General features: G+C 48.4%; 13 protein-coding genes. 3 read left to right on the top strand and 10 right to left on the bottom strand.

Translation table 11 applies throughout. The features are described from left to right. The first annotated feature begins 453 nt into the window (after positions 1-453). Together QZZ54_RS16760 and QZZ54_RS16755 are read left to right on the top strand one after the other, a co-directional pair. Entirely contained in the window at positions 454-1,398 is a 945-nt protein-coding gene (locus QZZ54_RS16760; RefSeq protein ID WP_290704579.1) for a porin, read from the top strand. 221 nt (positions 1,399-1,619) lie between these two features. Beyond that, on the top strand, positions 1,620-2,324 hold the full coding sequence (locus QZZ54_RS16755; protein ID WP_290704576.1) for a VacJ family lipoprotein: 705 nt from the start codon (positions 1,620-1,622) through the stop codon (positions 2,322-2,324). A gap of 85 nt (positions 2,325-2,409) precedes the next feature. Here QZZ54_RS16755 and tal read toward each other — a convergent pair whose 3' ends face one another. Genes tal through QZZ54_RS16740 form a run of 3 tightly spaced genes read right to left on the bottom strand, consistent with a single transcriptional unit; the run spans position 2,410 to position 4,611 of the window. After that, positions 2,410-3,366, bottom strand: a complete 957-nt coding sequence (tal, locus tag QZZ54_RS16750; protein WP_290704574.1) for a transaldolase — start codon at positions 3,364-3,366, stop codon at positions 2,410-2,412. A 20-nt stretch (positions 3,367-3,386) separates the two neighbouring features. After that, on the bottom strand, positions 3,387-4,376 hold the full coding sequence (dusA, locus tag QZZ54_RS16745; RefSeq protein ID WP_290704571.1) for a tRNA dihydrouridine(20/20a) synthase DusA: 990 nt from the start codon (positions 4,374-4,376) through the stop codon (positions 3,387-3,389). A gap of 19 nt (positions 4,377-4,395) precedes the next feature. Next, a complete protein-coding gene (locus QZZ54_RS16740) occupies positions 4,396-4,611 on the bottom strand; it encodes a hypothetical protein (RefSeq protein WP_290704568.1) in 216 nt (71 codons plus the stop codon). Between the two features lie 494 nt (positions 4,612-5,105). Here QZZ54_RS16740 and QZZ54_RS16735 point away from each other — a divergent pair, with 494 nt between their 5' ends. Continuing rightward, entirely contained in the window at positions 5,106-5,501 is a 396-nt protein-coding gene (locus tag QZZ54_RS16735; protein ID WP_290704565.1) for a diacylglycerol kinase, read from the top strand. A 6-nt stretch (positions 5,502-5,507) separates the two neighbouring features. Here QZZ54_RS16735 and QZZ54_RS16730 read toward each other — a convergent pair whose 3' ends face one another. The 7 genes from QZZ54_RS16730 to QZZ54_RS16700 all read right to left on the bottom strand — a co-directional run bounded on the left by QZZ54_RS16730 (position 5,508) and on the right by QZZ54_RS16700 (position 16,374). Then, positions 5,508-8,162: a nitrate reductase gene (locus QZZ54_RS16730; protein ID WP_290704562.1), complete on the bottom strand. Its 2,655-nt coding sequence runs from the start codon at positions 8,160-8,162 to the stop codon at positions 5,508-5,510. A 54-nt stretch (positions 8,163-8,216) separates the two neighbouring features. Further along, positions 8,217-8,552, bottom strand: coding sequence for a nitrite reductase small subunit NirD (nirD, locus tag QZZ54_RS16725; RefSeq protein WP_290704560.1), 336 nt, complete (start codon positions 8,550-8,552; stop codon positions 8,217-8,219). A gap of 16 nt (positions 8,553-8,568) precedes the next feature. Beyond that, positions 8,569-11,115 carry a nitrite reductase large subunit NirB gene (gene nirB / locus QZZ54_RS16720; RefSeq protein WP_290704557.1) on the bottom strand — a complete coding sequence of 849 codons (2,547 nt, stop codon included), beginning with the start codon at positions 11,113-11,115 and terminating at the stop codon, positions 8,569-8,571. Continuing rightward, the gene (locus QZZ54_RS16715; RefSeq protein ID WP_290704554.1) at positions 11,112-12,548 is read right to left on the bottom strand and encodes an FAD-dependent oxidoreductase; all 1,437 of its coding nucleotides are present in this window, start codon (positions 12,546-12,548) and stop codon (positions 11,112-11,114) included. The genes nirB and QZZ54_RS16715 overlap by 4 nt, the downstream gene beginning before the upstream one ends. Before the next feature lie 391 nt (positions 12,549-12,939). Further along, positions 12,940-13,830, bottom strand: coding sequence for an ABC transporter ATP-binding protein (locus QZZ54_RS16710; RefSeq protein WP_290704551.1), 891 nt, complete (start codon positions 13,828-13,830; stop codon positions 12,940-12,942). Between the two features lie 32 nt (positions 13,831-13,862). Continuing rightward, a complete protein-coding gene (locus QZZ54_RS16705; protein ID WP_290704548.1) occupies positions 13,863-14,846 on the bottom strand; it encodes an ABC transporter permease in 984 nt (327 codons plus the stop codon). A 118-nt stretch (positions 14,847-14,964) separates the two neighbouring features. After that, positions 14,965-16,374, bottom strand: coding sequence for a CmpA/NrtA family ABC transporter substrate-binding protein (locus QZZ54_RS16700; protein ID WP_290704545.1), 1,410 nt, complete (start codon positions 16,372-16,374; stop codon positions 14,965-14,967). Positions 16,375-16,710 lie beyond the last annotated feature (336 nt).

Raw genomic sequence — 16,710 nt, 5'->3', positions numbered from 1 at the left:
GATGACTTGTTGAGTTCTTGTAGCCCGGGAATGGCCAGTTTCATTTGATCTATGTCAGTTATTGTTAACGAACAGGCGCAGAATAGACGCTAACTAGTTAAAATAGCGGCATAAATAGTTGCGAATCGCTGGTCTGCTATGCTTTAATGCGTCAAATTTATTTAAAAGTGCTCAATTTGACTTGGTTTTGACGCAAGTTCTTCGCTGGTAACAGAGTTGAAATGCTTGATAAATTAAAGAAAAATGTTTTGAGTACGATAAAGAATACTAAGGATTGACTTAGTTGTCGGTTCTTCAGAGGCGTGATATGTCAGATTTTTTTCTTGCATATCATTGCAATATTTCTGAATTATAGTATTTTTCTTGGTAGCTACGCGTAGTTGATGACGCAAAGCGATAAGAAATAATTAAAGTTTGACTACTAGTACGTTAAATATTGAAGGGGAAACATTAATGAAAAAGTCTATTATTGCTCTGGCTGTAGCTGGTGCTCTGACTGCACCAATGGTTGCACAAGCTGACGCTACTGTTTACGGTTCACTGCGCGTTCAAATTGCTGACGCTGACGGTGCTGCACTGGATATCCAGGACAACACTTCACGTATCGGTATCAAGGCTACTTCTGAGCTGTTCTCTGGTGCGACTGCAATCGCTCACTTTGAAACTTATGCAAACACTGAGTCCGGTTCTTTCGGTACTCCAGGTAAAGGCCGTCTGGCTTACGTTGGAGCTACTGGTAGCTACGGTACTGCGCTTGTTGGTCGTCAGTGGCTGCCAGCTTACCTGTGGACAGTTGGTAAGACTGACATCATGGCTGCTGCTTCTACTGAAACAACTCACAGCTACGGTACTGGCGGTCGTCAGGGTAATGCTGCTGCATACATCTCTCCAAAGATGGGTGGTCTGCAAATCGCTGCTGCTGTTGTAGCACGTGACGCTGCTGGCGTTGATGCTGGTGGTGATGCTGGTACTCAGGTTGATGCTTCTCACCTTGCAGCTACCTACTCTATGGGTGGTTTCGGTGTAGCTGTTTCTACACTGCAGTACAACGGTACTGTTGATGAAAACATCAACTCTCTGGGCGTAAACTACTCTGCTGATAACCTGTACGTAGGTTTCTCTGTTGAAGATGACGAAGTTAACGCTAAAGGCGCTGACTCTGTAATGATTCTGGCTGGTTCTTACGCTATGGGTAACACTAAAGTGCTAGGTTCTATCACAGATTTCGGTGACTCTGCTGCTGACGTAGATGGCGGTAAGCGTTACGTTGCTGAAGTTCAGCAGAAGCTGGGTAAGCAGGCATTTGTATTTGCTAACTACATCGAAGCTAGTAACAAAGCTGAAGATGCTAGCAAAGCAGTTGATGTATTCGCTGTAGGTTACAACGTAAACTTCTAATCTTTGTTTAAAGATTAAGTTTATGAAAAAGGGCCCTTCGGGGCTCTTTTTTCGTTTTTATCAATAATTTAAGCCTGCTGTTCAGCGTTAATTGGCTCTCTTACTATACTGAGTAAAGATCGCTCGCATCTTTGTTTGTTGTAGTGCACAATTTATTATTATTTTCCCAATATCCCTGTATATCATTAAGCTCTAATGGTTTGTTACTAAGGAACCTGCTTATGCGAAGCATAAAAAGACTATCTCATCTGTTATTGTTATCTTCCTTTCTAATTGTTTCTGGTGCTGTTGCTCAGGATCAGAATAGTGAGATTGATCCATGGCAGGGCTTTAATCGTCCTGTTTTCGAATTCAATGAAGTGCTGGATGGCTATCTTCTCAAACCAGCAGCCCGTGGCTACCAGGCCGTAACACCTGATATTGTCGAAACCGGGGTCGGTAACTTTTTCGGTAATCTGGCGGATGTAGGAAGTATTGTTAATAATCTGCTGCAGCTTAAGGCTGAGGCGGCTGTGCAGGATTTTTCCCGGGTAGTATTTAATACCACTATAGGTTTGGGTGGTATTCTTGATGTTGCAACGCCAATGGGGTTGCCGGAGCACAAAGAAGATTTTGGTCAGACTCTGGGGTATTGGGGAGTAGGATCCGGGCCTTATCTGGTTCTGCCGTTTTTAGGTCCTTCTAATGTGCGCGATGGCATTAGCAAGTTACCTGACTCAATGGTTGACCCGGTAGGAGAGGTTAACCCTATTCGCACCCGTAATCAGCTCTACGCACTGCGCATTGTAGATTCCCGGGCAGAGCTGTTGGCAGCTGAGCAGCTCTTGAATGGAGATCGTTATACGGCCATTCGTGATGCTTATATGCAACGTCGTGAGTTCTTAGTCAATGATGGCGAAGTCGAGTTTGATGATGACCAGTTCTAAGTAATGACTTTCTCTGTTTTACGAACATAAAAAAACGCATCAATAAGATGCGTTTTTTTGTTTTGGTGGCTGGCTGAGGCAGCTATCAGATTTGACTTAGCAGTTGTTCCAGTTTTACCTGATCCGCAGCAAAGTTGCGGATGCCTTCGGCAAGTTTCTCTGTTGCCATCGCTTCTTCGTTCATTGCCCAGCGGAATGCTTCTTCGCTGTTCAGTTGTTTCGCCTCATCGCAAACCGGATCACTGGCAAGCAGCTTCTGATCCAGAGGCAGGTTCGTGTCAGCTAGTTCGTTAATCAGCCCGGGGCTGATGGTCAGACGGTCGCAACCAGCCAATTGACGAATCTCTTCGCTGTTACGGAAGCTGGCACCCATCACTACGGTTTTGTAGCCATGCTGTTTGTAGTAGTTGTAGATGCGGCTGACCGAAAGTACACCGGGATCTTTAGGGCCGCTCAAGTCTGTGCCTTCAGGGCTATTGGCTTTATTCCAGTCAAGAATACGGCCAACAAATGGGGATATCAGGAATACTCCAGCGTCTGCGCAGGCGACCGCCTGTGAAAAACCAAACAGTAGTGTCAGGTTGCAGTTGATTCCCTGTTTTTCTAGCTGACGGGCCGCTTCAATGCCTTCCCAGGTGGATGCTATCTTGATCAGTACGCGTTCGTTGCTGATTCCGGCTTCCTGATACAGACCCATCAGTTTTTTAGCTTTGGTGATGGTCGCTTGTGTATCGAATGAGAGTCGGGCATCCACTTCGGTAGAGATGCGCCCCGGAATCAGTGAAAGGATTTCGCAGCCGGCCAGAACTGCTAATTTATCGGTCATGTTGGCGAGTTGTTCTGCTTCACTGCCTCCCTGACTCAATGCCCATGCTTTGGCTTCTTCCAGGTAGGGGCGGTAGGCAGGGTCCTGACTGGCTTTAAGTAGTAGGGAAGGGTTAGTCGTGGCATCAACCGGTTTCAGGTCGCGGATGGCGTTAATATCGCCGGTATCGGCAACAATGGTGGTCATCTTCTTTAGCTGATCCAGCTGGCTTTCCATTTTTATCTTCCTTTAATATTTTAGATAGCCGCAACTTTGGCAACGGCTTGTTTCAATACGTCTACACCCGCTCCGGACTTGTGAGCGTTTTCACTCAGGTAACGTCGGAACTGGCGTCCGCCAGGCTGGGCGTGAAAAAGGCCTAACAAGTGACGGGTGATATAGCCCAGATAGCAACCCTGTTGCAGTTGCTCCTCTATGTAAGGGTACATCTGCTCAATGATTTCTAGCCGGGATTGAGTCTGAGCATCCGGATTATAAAGAGCGTCGACTTCAGCCATCATATAGGGGTTATGGTAGGCTTCTCGGCCTATCATCACGCCATCTACCTGCTGTAAATGTTCGTGGCTCTCTTCTAATGTTTTGATACCACCATTAATCAGGATTTCCAGATCAGGAAAAGCCTGTTTTATCTGGTAGACCCAGTCATATTTAAGCGGCGGAATATCCCTGTTTTCTTTTGGGCTTAGTCCTTGAAGTATCGCTTTTCTAGCATGGATTATAAAGGTCTTACAGCCGGATTCTCTGACAATAGATACGAAATGATGAAGCTCTTCGTAGCTGTCCATATCATCGATACCCAAGCGATGTTTGACAGTTACCGGGATGCCCACGGCGGACTGCATTTTTTCCAGACACTCAGCGACTAGTTGGGGGTGAGCCATCAGGCAGGCCCCGATCATATTGTTCTGAACCCGATCGCTGGGGCAGCCGACGTTAAGATTTACCTCGTCGTAGCCAAAGTCTTCAGCCATCTGGGTGCAGGTGGTCAGGTCAGCAGGGTTGCTGCCGCCAAGTTGCAGTGCCAGCGGATGTTCCTGAGGGTTGTATTGCAGGAATCGTTCCCGGTCACCGTGTATCAGTGCGCCAGTGGTTACCATCTCTGTATAGAGAACAGCATTCTGGCTGATGATGCGGTGGAAGTAACGACAATGGCGGTCTGTCCACTCCATCATTGGGGCAACGCAGAAGGTGCGGTTAATTCGCGCGGTTTGTTTTTCAGCTGTCATTTATCAGGGCCGTTCTGGATTAGCGCTTAGAGATTTCCCGCATCAGACCGCTCAGGTCTAATCCCTGTAGGTCAGCAAGTTTCTCAATATCGGTTTGAGTGCGAGGAGGGGCTTTACTGGCAGCTTTAATTGCCTGTTTTTTTGCTGCTGTTTTTTGTTCAAGTTTTACCAGCAGGCTATTTAACTGATCCAAACTAAGGTTGCTCAGTTGGATGTCTACTTCGTTATTTTGCATTAGATAAGATCAATTTCCAGAGAAAGCGTGATATTCCATACTTATCTGCAGCTATTGTGCAGAATATAATTACGTCCTTGGAGGTCCGCAGAGTTCACTTTAAGTGTTTAGACATTAAACGTAGTTAACAAAAGTTCATTATACAAAGTTAATAAAAAGAGCTTTTATAAACAGAGTATGAATTAGCTCTTTTGAGTTAATCCTGAAACGTATAGTGAACAAGATTATTTTGTTAATAACATTTTGTATGCGAAATCTATGGCGGCAAGCAACTATAACATTCAAACAGATAGTTTTTAAACTGATATCGCAGCAATTCGTACCGCCCGGCCATTTTTTAATAGTTCAGATTCAATTACCTAGAAACCACAGCAGTGAAGCAGCTGGACAACTCTTAGGGTCGTAGCGACTACATTACCGTACCTTGCGAGTCATAGTATGGTCATTATTTTCATGTTTTAATGCCGGTTTCGCAATTGAAAGTAGCCATGCTTATGCACCAGATTAAACGGACCGGCGTTTCTCGTTTTTATTACGCCACTAAATATTCACTGCAAGGCATTAAGGCTGCATGGGTAGAAGAGCCTGCTTTTCGTTATGAGGTTAGCGCGCTAGTGTTCATGGTGCCAGCAGCTTTCTGGTTGGCCGATTCAGGTACTCAGCTTGCCCTAATGTTGGGGTGTTGTTTACTAGTGTTAGCGTTTGAGATTGTGAACTCGGCGATAGAAGCGGTAGTTGATCGTTGGGGGCCTGAATATCACGAGCTGGCAGGGCGGGCAAAAGATATGGGCTCTGCCGCGGTGTTTATGATGCTTAACCTGACCTGGGTCGTCTGGGCAGGAATCGCTTGGGACAACGGTTATCTGGACTTTATCAAAGGGCTTTTTTAAAACGATTCACAAAAGCAGTGCCCGGATTTCTGGTAAGCAGGAGCCGCAGCTACTGCCACATTTCAGCTTTTCTGCCAGCTTGTCAGTGCTGTCTGCACCCTGACGAATCGCCCTGCGGATGCTTTTCTCTCCGACTTCAAAGCAACTGCAGACGATTGCACCGGAGTCATCATTGTTATCAATGGGCTTACCCGCCAGTAGTGCCATCCGCTGAGCGGGGGACCCCGTTTTTTGATTGAACTGCTTACTCAACCAATTACTGTTAGGAAGCCTGTCAGTTGAGGCAAAAAATAGCAGTTCGGGCGTATGATCATTGAAACTAATCAGTCGGTATCTTTCGACAGAGCATAGTTCGATCCGGTCGTCTCTATCACTCAAAGTCACAACTGATTCAAGCCATACCTGCCAGCTTTCCGGCAACTGGGTACCGACAAGCTCATAGCGAAAACCATTTTGTAGAGGGACTTTGCACCAGTATTCGCAGGGCAGATCAGATAGTTCTTTTTTGGTAATCAGGATGGCCTGCCAGCAACTGTTTAGTTTATTGATACTTACCGGGCAGTGTTTCGCCTCAGGTTGCCCGGATATTGGGTCTTTAATCGACGCAAACAGACTATCCACCCGGGCCAGCGAGGCGAACTGCGCAGTCCAGTGAATCGGCATAAAGACTGATCCCTCAGGCTGTCCCTCAGTGATTTTCGCTCGAACCAGGCACCGACTAATCGCGCTACGTATCTCGACCAGATCGTTTTCAGCTATACCCTTATCCGCCGCATCCTGAAGCGATAGCTCTACATAGGGTTGATCGATATGATTAAGTAATCGGCTGGCTTTGCCGGTGCGGGTCATAGTATGCCATTGATCACGAATTCGGCCGGTATTCAGTATCAGTGGGTAGGTTTCTGATACCTGACTGATAGGTGCAGTAGGTGTGATGGGGATGAGCCGTGCACGGCCGGATAGAGTATTAAATCGACCGTCGCTGAACAGGCGAGTCGAATCAGCCTTGCTATTTTTTATCACAGGCCAGCGAACCGGCTTCATATCGTGATATTCATCTTCTGATAATGTCGAGAGTGCCGATATATCAAAGAAGCGTTTACCACTGTTTCTAAAGCCTGAAAGCGCGGCGTGTTCGGCGAATATCTCTGCTGGCGAATTGAATCTAAATCCTTCCTCAAATCCCATTGCCTGGGCAACTGAACAGATGATCTGCCAGTCATGTAGGCTATGGCCAGCGGGCTCTAGAAAGCCTTTTTGACGTGAGATTATCCGTTCAGAGTTGGTCACAGTGCCGTCTTTTTCTGCCCAGCCGGTCGCTGGCAACAACACGTCAGCGCAGGTGGTGGTATCGGTTTTTTCCATGCAATCGGAGACGACCACCAGTTCGCAGCGCTGCAGTGCTTCGCGGATAAAGTCTGCATTGGGCATACTGACGACCGGGTTGGTACCGATAATCCAGATCGCTTTTATCTTGCCGTCATGGACCGCCTGAAACATATCGACCGCTTTCAGACCCTCTTTGCGGGCCATCTTCGGGGCCTGCCAAAAGGTCTTAACCAGTTCGATATTTTCCGGATCAGTGAAATCCATATGCGCTGCTAGCTGATTGGCCAGTCCGCCGACTTCCCGCCCGCCCATGGCATTGGGCTGGCCGGTAATGGAGAAGGGAGCCGCACCGGGTTTGCCTATCTTTGCGGTCGCAAGATGACAGTTAATGATCGCATTACCCTTATCAACTCCAGAAGAGGATTGATTGATCCCCTGGGAAAACAGCGTGACAACTTTAGCTGTCTGAGAGAACCATTGGTAAAGCTGTTTAAGATCAGATTTTTCTAATCCACATAAATCTGCTGTTTGGGTTAGATCGGCTGTGAGTGTTCTGGCGGCCTCTAGAGCGTCCTCAAAGCCTTCGGTGTGATCTTTGATATATGAGTTATTCAGCGCGTTATTGTCCGCCAGGTAGCTCAACAGGCCGGTAAACAGGTATCCATCGCTACCGGGCTTGAGTGGCAGGTGTAGATCAGCAATATCACAGGTGGCTGTCCGGCGTGGATCAATGACAACGATCTTCATTTCCGGTCTGACTTTCTTTGCCGCGACAATCCGCTGGTAGATAACCGGATGTGCCCAGGCAGCATTAGATCCCACCAGTACCAGCAGGTCTGTAAGTTCCAGGTCTTCATAACAGCCGGGTACCAGGTCAGCACCAAAAGCTCTTTTGTGAGCGGCTACCGCAGAAGACATGCAGAGGCGGGAGTTGGTATCGACGTTGGCGGAGCCGATAAAGCCTTTCATCAGCTTATTGGCAACGTAGTAGTCTTCGGTAAGAATCTGGCCTGAGAGATACAGTGCGACTGAATCGGGTCCATATTTCTCTATGGTTTCACGAAAGCCTTGAGCGACATGATCAAAAGCCTTGTCCCAGCTGACGGTTTCGCCTTTGATTTGAGGTGCCAGCAGTCGTCCTTCCAGTCCTGATGTTTCGTGCAGGGCTGAACCTTTAACGCAGAGTCGGCCCTGGTTAGCAGGGTGTGCCTTGTCGCCACTTACCGCAATCAGCCGATTCTCGCTTACCTGGGCATTCACACCGCAGCCCACTCCGCAGTAGGGGCAAGTGGTTTTTACCTGGCAAGGGTCTGGGCGGGTTGCGATAGTCATCAATCAAGGTCCTGTAGATTTGTTGTGTAACGTTTGTTGAACTTATATAAAGCGCTAAAAAAACACTTGCACCTGACCATTCTCAATCCGGGCAGGCCAGGCCTGGATGTTGGTGTTTTCATCATCTAAGCAGCGGCCGCTTTTTAGACAAAAATGCTGCTTATAGACTGGCGAAGCGACGTAAAGATCATCACCTTTAGAGCCGATCAGCCCCCGCGACAGCACATTGGCTTGGCTGAATGGATCATGGTTGGCAATGGCGAATACGCTCTGCTCTTTTTGTACATAGAACAGGGCTATCTGAATATTGTTTACCAGAGCGCAGATGCCGGAGTTTGGAATCAGATCACTTTGACCGCACACCGCGGTCCAAATTGTTTTGTTAGACATAGTTATATCCTCTGTTTCAGCTAACCAGCTTGATCGGTTCGGCCCGAATGTCAGCCTTCTCTTCAGGCGTGGCAGGGCGGATCTGTTGACGTTCCTCAACGAACACAACATTACTGTCGCGGGCATTGGTGTTAACAAATTGGCGGAACCGCTTCAGTGCTTCTGGATTTTCCAGGGTAGTTTTCCACTCGCACTGATAGGTTGCAGCAACGTGAGACATTTGCTGCTCCAGCTCTTCAGCGAGGCTCAAACTGTCTTCGATGATTACCCCGCGTAGATAGTCCAAACCGCCTTCCATGTTTTCCATCCAGACTGATGTGCGCTGCAGACGATCGGCGGTCTTAATGTAGAACATCAAAATTCGGTCGATGTAGCTGATAAGTGTTTTCTTATCCAGATCGGTTGCGAACAGATCACCATGGCGGGGTTTCATCCCACCGTTACCACAGACATAAAGGTTCCAGCCATTCTCTGTAGCGATGATACCGATATCCTTGCTTTGGGCTTCGGCACATTCCCGGGTACACCCGGATACCGCAAACTTAATCTTATGGGGTGCCCGCAGACCCTTGTAGCGATCCTCTAGCTCGATCGCCAAACCTGCACTATCATCGACACCGAAACGACACCAGGTGCTGCCGACGCAGGATTTAACCGTACGCAGGGATTTACCGTAGGCGTGTCCGGTTTCAAAACCGGCTGCGATGAGCTCTTCCCAGATCGGTGGTAGTTGTTCTAAACGTGCCCCAAAGAGATCGACTCGCTGGCCGCCGGTAATCTTGCTATAGAGGTTGTATTTCTTAGCCACCTGACCGAGGGTGATTAGCTTATCGGCGGTTATCTCTCCACCGGCAACCCGGGGCACCACTGAATAAGTACCATCCTTCTGCATATTCGCCATAAAGGTGTCATTGGTATCCTGAAGGGCAACGTTCTTTTCGCTGAGAATGAAATCGTTCCAACATGAAGCCAGAATGTTACCCACGGCCGGACGACAGATCTCACAACCGTGACCGCTACCATGTTTATCTAACAGCTCATCAAAGCTACGGATCTCTTCAACTCGGATCAGGTTGTAAAGATCTTGGCGGTTGTAAGGGAAGTGTTCGCAGAGGTCACGGTTTACTTCGACTCCCATCTCTTCCAGTTCGTGGTTTACCAAGTCTGTTAGCAGTGCAGCACAACCACCGCAGCCAGTGGCCGCTTTAGTGGCACCTTTGACATCGCCCAGGGTGCAGTATCCGGTATCCAGTGCTGCCCGAACGTCACCCTTACTAACATCATGACAAGAACATATCTGGGCTGTTTCCGGCAGGGCTGCAACCCCCAGCCCGGTCTGTTGATCGTCGCCCCGGCTAGGCAAAATCAGCGTGTCCGGGTATTCTGGCAGGTGAATGCCGTTGAGCATATATTGTAATAGTGTGCCGTACTGTTCGGCATCACCCACCAGAATTGCGCCTAATAGCGTCTTACCATCTTCGGAAACAACCAGCTTTTTATAGATCCCCTCACGTTCATCAACGAAGCTGTAGTTACGCGCCCCCGGTGTTCGACTGTGGGCATCGCCAATACTGGCAACGTCAACACCCATCAGTTTCAGCTTGGTACTCATGTCGGCCCCGGTAAAGCTATCTGGGCCATTAGTTAAGTGAGAAACCGTTACTTTAGCCATCTGGTTGCCGGGGGCTACTAAGCCGAAGATCTGTTTATTCCACAGGGCACACTCACCAATGGCGTAGATAGCAGGGTCAGAAGTTTGGCAGTAATTGTTGATTACGATACCGCCGCGTTCACCGACTTCCAGTTCACACTGTCGAGCTAACTCATCACGTGGACGGATACCGGCAGAGAAGAGAATAAGGTCGGTTTCCAGTACTTCACCATCGGCAAAGTTCATCTTGTGGAAGCACTGCTCACCCTCATCGATCAGTTGGGTGTTTTTTTCGGTATGCACCGTTACACCCAGCGCTTCAATCTTCTGGCGCAGCATGGCACCGCCACCATTATCCAGTTGGACGGCCATTAAACGGGGAGCGAACTCAACCACATGAGTTTCCAGTCCCAGATCTTTTAGTGCTTTAGCGGCTTCCAGACCGAGCAGACCGCCACCGACAACGGTACCTATCTTAGAATGCTTAGCGGCTTTAGCAATGGCTTCCAGGTCATCAATGGTTCGGTATACCAAGCACTGTCCACGATCATGTCCCGGTACCGGCGGTACAAAGGGGTATGAGCCGGTGGCCAGAACAAGCTTGTCGTAGCTTAGTTCGCGGCCCTTATCGGTGGTCACGGATTTGCGGGTGCGATCTATCTCAGCTACTTTTTCCCCGGTTAGGACGTTCAGGCCCCAGCTGCGATAAACCTCGGCATTACCCATGGCCAGATCTTCAGCGGTTGAACCTGAAAAGTAGGCGCTCAGGTGAACCCGGTCATAGGCTAATCGACTCTCTTCGCAGAAAACAGTCACTTCAAAGTTTGCTAGCTGACCGCTGTCTGCCAGGCTTTGAAGAAATTGATGGCCAACCATGCCGTTACCGGCGATAACTAATTTTGTTTTACTCATGAGGTTGCTCCTGCTGACGGGCTAAGTTCCTGTGGATTTAGGATCGGAGAATTATGCTCGGGTACAGAGATTTGAATCTCTGGGATACCGCTGGTGATTGATTCGGCTTCGCAGTAGCGTCGGCCAAAGATAAGGTCTGGTGCTAAATGTTGAACGGGCTGTTGAGCCTGAATTAGTTCGAAGTACCAATTTCCATCATTTACAGCGCCGTAAAGTACTGCCCCGGTAAGTTTTTGGTCACGGAAAATGAGCTTTCGATAAACGCCATTTTTGAAGTCCTGGCAGATGATTGATTCACTGTCGGGGTTGTCTAAAAACTCGCCTGCTGAAAATAGAGCGATACCCGAAACCTTGAGTTTAGTGGCGCAAGGTTTAACACTGAAGCGTTGATCCGATGTTTCACACAGTTGATCTGCCAGTACTGCTGCCTGGTCCCACAAAGGGGCAACCAGACCAAAAGTATGTTGACCAAACTGGGTGCATTCACCCAGGGCAAATATATTCGGGTGAGAGCTCTGCATCTGGTCATTGACCAAAACTCCCCTGTCGCAATCGAGCGCACTGGCTTTCGCCAGCGAGTGATTGGGAGTTATGCCGATTGCTATGACGGCCAGTTCAGTGTTGAGAACTGAACCGTCATTCAGGGTAATTTGCTGGAGAGTTTCCTTCTGTTCAGAGTCCTTCTTTACAAAGACCTTCTTAAGAGCCTCAGAGCTTGGGTGCGCTTCGCTTTCTGAACCGCCGGGCAGAAGGGTAGAACTCTCATCGGAATATAGTGCTTGGTGACTGGAAAATTGAGTGATCTCAGCATTGAGGCGAAAGCTGATGCCGCGTGCTTCTAAGGATTGTTTAAGGAGTTCGCCAGCCGCAGGATCGAGTTGTCGATTCAGTAGCCATTCGCCGCGGTGAATAACGGTGACATCCAGGCCTTGCTGACGAAGCCCCCAGGCGGCCTCCAGACCTAATAGTCCACCACCTACGACGGTTGCATGGCTGATATCGTTGACTTTAGCCATGGTGCGATCAATATCATCCAGCCTACGGAAACTCAGAATCCCTTCCATCTGAGCGTCGCGGGCTGCGGGGGGGATAACAGGTTCTGATCCGGTTGCCAGTACCAGCTTGTCGTAGCTGAATGTAGTACCACTTTGACAACTGATAGTCTGGTTTTTAGTATCAATCCCGGTGACGGTATCGCCACTGTGTAGTGCGATATTCTGATCCTGATACCACTGTTCAGAATGGGTAACGATATCGCGGGCCTTGATCTCGCCAGCCAGTACCGGAGAGAGCATGATGCGGTTGTAGTTTGCATAACCCTCAGCACCGAATACGGTAATCCGATACATATCCGGGTCCCGCTTCAGAATGTCGTCTAGTAGACGGCCAGAGGACATGCCGTTACCGATGATGATGAGATGAGGTTTTGTCATTAAAAAATCCCAAAAAAAAAGGTGTTCATCAGCCGGTACGAATGCGTAGTACCGGAGGATGAACACCATTGTCCAAAAAAATATGAGAAGCCTAAGTTAGGCGCTTAAGCTATTGCAGAGACCGTGCCTATGTTTTATATATTCATATATTTCAAATAGTTATGTGTTTTTTGGTTTTATCCAAAGCGATTATTTGCAGAGTTGGTGCACGGTGTTGGGGCGAGGGTTTAGGCTTGTGCACAGAAAGGTGTCTCCCGGTAGAGTTTCACTTTTATAAACACCGCTTACAGCGGCCAGTGTGGGAGCGGCATCTCGTCGTGATTAAGGTCAGGTTCCACAAAAAAGCCCGGCGGGGCGCCGGGCATTTCAGTCGTAATCAAGTCAGTATCTTTCAGGCGGCTTGTTCATCCGCCAGCAGAGGTGTTGATTCCGGCTCGTGGTTAATCTGCTCAGGTATCTCTTCGGCGGTGACCGGTTCAGTCGGCACCTCCCCCGGTTTTCTCTGCTTCTCATAGAGGAAGCTCAGAACAGCGGCACGATAACGGTTATATTCAGGGTCATCGGCCAGTTCCAGGCGATGGCGAGGGCGTTCCAATTTGATGTCGAGTATTTCACCGACCGTTGCCGCCGGGCCGTTGGTCATCATCACGATTCGATCGGAGAGCAGTACCGCTTCATCGACATCGTGGGTAATCATGATCACTGTGTTATTCAGGTCTGCCTGAATCTCCATCAGCGAATCTTGCAGATGCGCCCGTGTCAGTGCGTCCAGCGCGCCAAAAGGTTCATCCATCAGCATTACGGTTGGCTCCATCGCTAGTGCACGAGCGATACCCACCCGCTGTTTCATACCGCCGGAGATCTCGTCGGGACGTTTATGCATAGCATGATCCATATGTACCAGGTGCATGTTATGTTCGATCCACTCTTTCATCTCAGCTTTAGATTTGCTGTTTTTGAATACCTGTTTAACCGCCAGTTCAACATTTTGATAGGCGGTTAACCAAGGTAATAGAGAGTGGTTTTGAAAAACGACTGCCCGTTCGGGGCCAGGTTGATTAACTTCTCTACCGTCTAAGAGTACGCCGCCTTTTGTTGCTTGATACAGGCCGGCGACAATATTCAGAACGGTAGATTTACCGCAACCGGAGTGACCGATCAGCGAAACAAACTCGCCCTGATCTATTTTCAGGTTAACGTTTTTCAGGGCTTTAAACGGGCCGCTGGGTGTTGGAAAGTCGATATCGACACCGGTTAACTCAAGGTGTGTTTTGGTCGTCATAATTTTCTCCTAACCTTTGACATCAAGGTCGCTTATCTCAGTTCTACTGACTTATCCCAGGATACTTTCTTCTGTAGTGCCAGCATGACCCGATCCAGTACGAATCCGATCAGCCCGATGACTAATACAGCAACCATTATCCGTCCCAGTGAACTAGAGCTACCGTTCTGGAACTCATCCCAGACAAACTTACCTAGGCCGGGGTTTTGTGCCAGCATCTCTGCGGCAATCAGTACCATCCAGGCGATGCCCAGTGACAGGCGTAAGCCGGTGAAGATCATCGGGATGGCTGAAGGAATAACAATCTTCATAACATGGGTCAGCCAGGCCAGGCGCAGTACCTTACTAACGTTGTTCAGGTCTGCACTGATGGTTGATACGCCTACCGCGGTGTTTAGCAGGGTGGGCCAGAGGCAGCAAAGTGAAACGGTAATCAGTGAAGTAACAAAAGATTTAGCAAACATCGGGTCATCACTAACATAGACGGCACTGACAACCATAGTCACCAGTGGTAGCCATGCCAATGGTGAAACCGGTTTGAATAACTGTATTACCGGGTTGAACGCGCTGTAGAGTGTTTTATTCAGTCCGATCACAATGCCCGCAGGAATAGCGATCAGTGAGGCGGCAAAAAAACCGGCCAAAACGGTTACCAGGCTGGTGCCAATCTGGTCAATAAAGGTGGGCTTGCCGGTGTAAGGTCGGGTTTTTATGACCGCATCGGGATTGGCTGCTAACTTCTTCGCATTACGTATATCCAAGCGTTCATAAAAGGCGACCTCTTTCTGACGTTCTCTATTATGCTCTGCGATTAGGTTCTTGCTCTCTTCGTATACCTGAGCCGGGCCAGGAAATTCACCTAAAGAGGTGTGAATGTTCTGAGCGCCGATATTCCAGATAAACAGAAATACCAGCATCCCACTCATAGGAACGACCAATGACTTAATTAGTTGAGCCAGATTAAATTTCTCTGGTAACCCTAATGGCTTTAATAGTTTTAATGCGATGCTACTCATAATGCCTCTCCAATGGGTCACTCTGATGAGTGACCCTTTGGTTTTTGGTGTGTCTTTCTAGTAGAGCTTTCTAATAGAACTTTCTAGTAAGGCTTTTCTGTCAGGCGTCAAGCAGACGTTAAAGCGTAGTGTCTGGTTGTAGGCCGATTTTAAACTTAGTCAGATACTCATTTGGCTGGGTAGCATCATAGGTAATGTTATCAATGAAGTGAGTCTGTGGTGGCTTGTAGCCTGTTTCAGTCGCGAAGTCTGGGAACTCATTTGCTTCGAGCTTGCCCTCTGTGATCAGCTCTTTAGCCGCTAAAGCATAGATGTCGGGACGGTAGACTTTTTTAGCCGTTTCCATGAACCAGTCATCGGACTTAGGTTCAGCAATCTGACCCCAGCGACGCATCTGAGTCAGATACCAGATAGCATCAGAGTAGTAAGGGTAGGTCGCGTTGTGACGGAAGAATACGTTGAAGTCAGGGACTTCGCGCTTATCGCCTTTCTCGTACTCGAATGTGCCAGTCATTGAGTTAGCGATAACATCGTAGTCTGCACCGACATAGTCAGAACGGGAGAGAATCTCTACCGCTTCAGGGCGATTACCGTTGTTATTGTCATCTAACCATTTGGCTGCACGGATCATCGCTTTAACAACTCGAATATGAGTGTTCGGGTTTGCATCAGCCCAGCCTTTGGATACACCGAACACTTTCTCAGGGTTGTTTTTCCAGATCTCATAGTCGGTTACAACCGGTACACCTATCCCTTTGAAGACTGCCTGCTGGTTCCAGGGCTCGCCTACGCAATAACCATAGATGGTACCGGCTTCCATAGTGGAGGGCATTTGAGGCGGAGGTGTCACCGAGAGTAAGGCGTCGGCATCGATCTGACCGGCAGTATCACCCTTATGGGGTGCATAGAAGCCTGGGTGGATACCACCGGCAGCCAGCCAATAACGCAACTCGTAGTTGTGGGTCGATACCGGGAATACCATGCCCATGTTGAACGGCTTGCCTTCTTCCCTAAAGGCATCGACAACAGGTTTCAGAGCATCTGCTTTGATTGGGTGGACAGGTTTACCGTCAGCGCCCTTAGGCACATGGGGTTTCATCTGATCCCAGATATCGTTGGAAACGGTGATCGCGTTACCGTTCAGGTCCATGCTGAAAGCGGTAATGATATGTGCCTGGGTGCCATAGCCGATTGTTGCGCCCAGTGGCTGACCTGCCAGCATGTGCGCGCCATCAAGTTCACCATCGATAACCCGGTCTAATAGTACTTTCCAATTCGCCTGCGCTTCTAATTGTACGTACAGGCCTTCATCTTCGAAGTAGCCTTTTTCATAAGCGATTGCCAATGGCGCCATATCCGTCAGCTTGATAAAACCAAACTTCAGATCCTCTTTTTCCGGCTCGCCAACGGCTGCCTGGGCAGAACTCATTGCCAGCAGGCTGCCAACCGCCACAGCTCCGAAAGTCTTCACCGCACCCTGCAATAGCGAGCGGCGGCCCATAAGTTTAGATAGCAATTGTTGAGACATGTGATGTGGCTCCTGAAAATGATAAATTTTTAAAAAGTGAAGCAAAAAAGTTAATCAAAAAAAAAGCGCCTGTTCCTGCCGATGGTTAGATCGGTAAGAGCAGACGCCGTTGTCTAGAGTTAAAAATTTCACTTTCAACTTTCTGAAAGTTTGCTTGTTAGATTTATTGCTTTAGTAAAAGCAGGGAATGTGCCGTCTCGTTAGAAATCTATTTAAATCAGTCTGTTAGTTTGTTTTTTAATTATTTGTAATCAAATTCATTATATTCAAACGCACTCTGCCGGGGCCTCTTAAAGGTCTCGAGCACTTAAAAGGTGCTCAGTGTTATGACTGTCT

This window comes from Amphritea sp. (assembly GCF_016744155.1).
Lineage (GTDB): Bacteria > Pseudomonadota > Gammaproteobacteria > Pseudomonadales > Balneatricaceae > Amphritea.
Note: the sequence above shows the minus strand (reverse complement) of the source record. Positions and strands in the feature narration are given on the sequence as shown.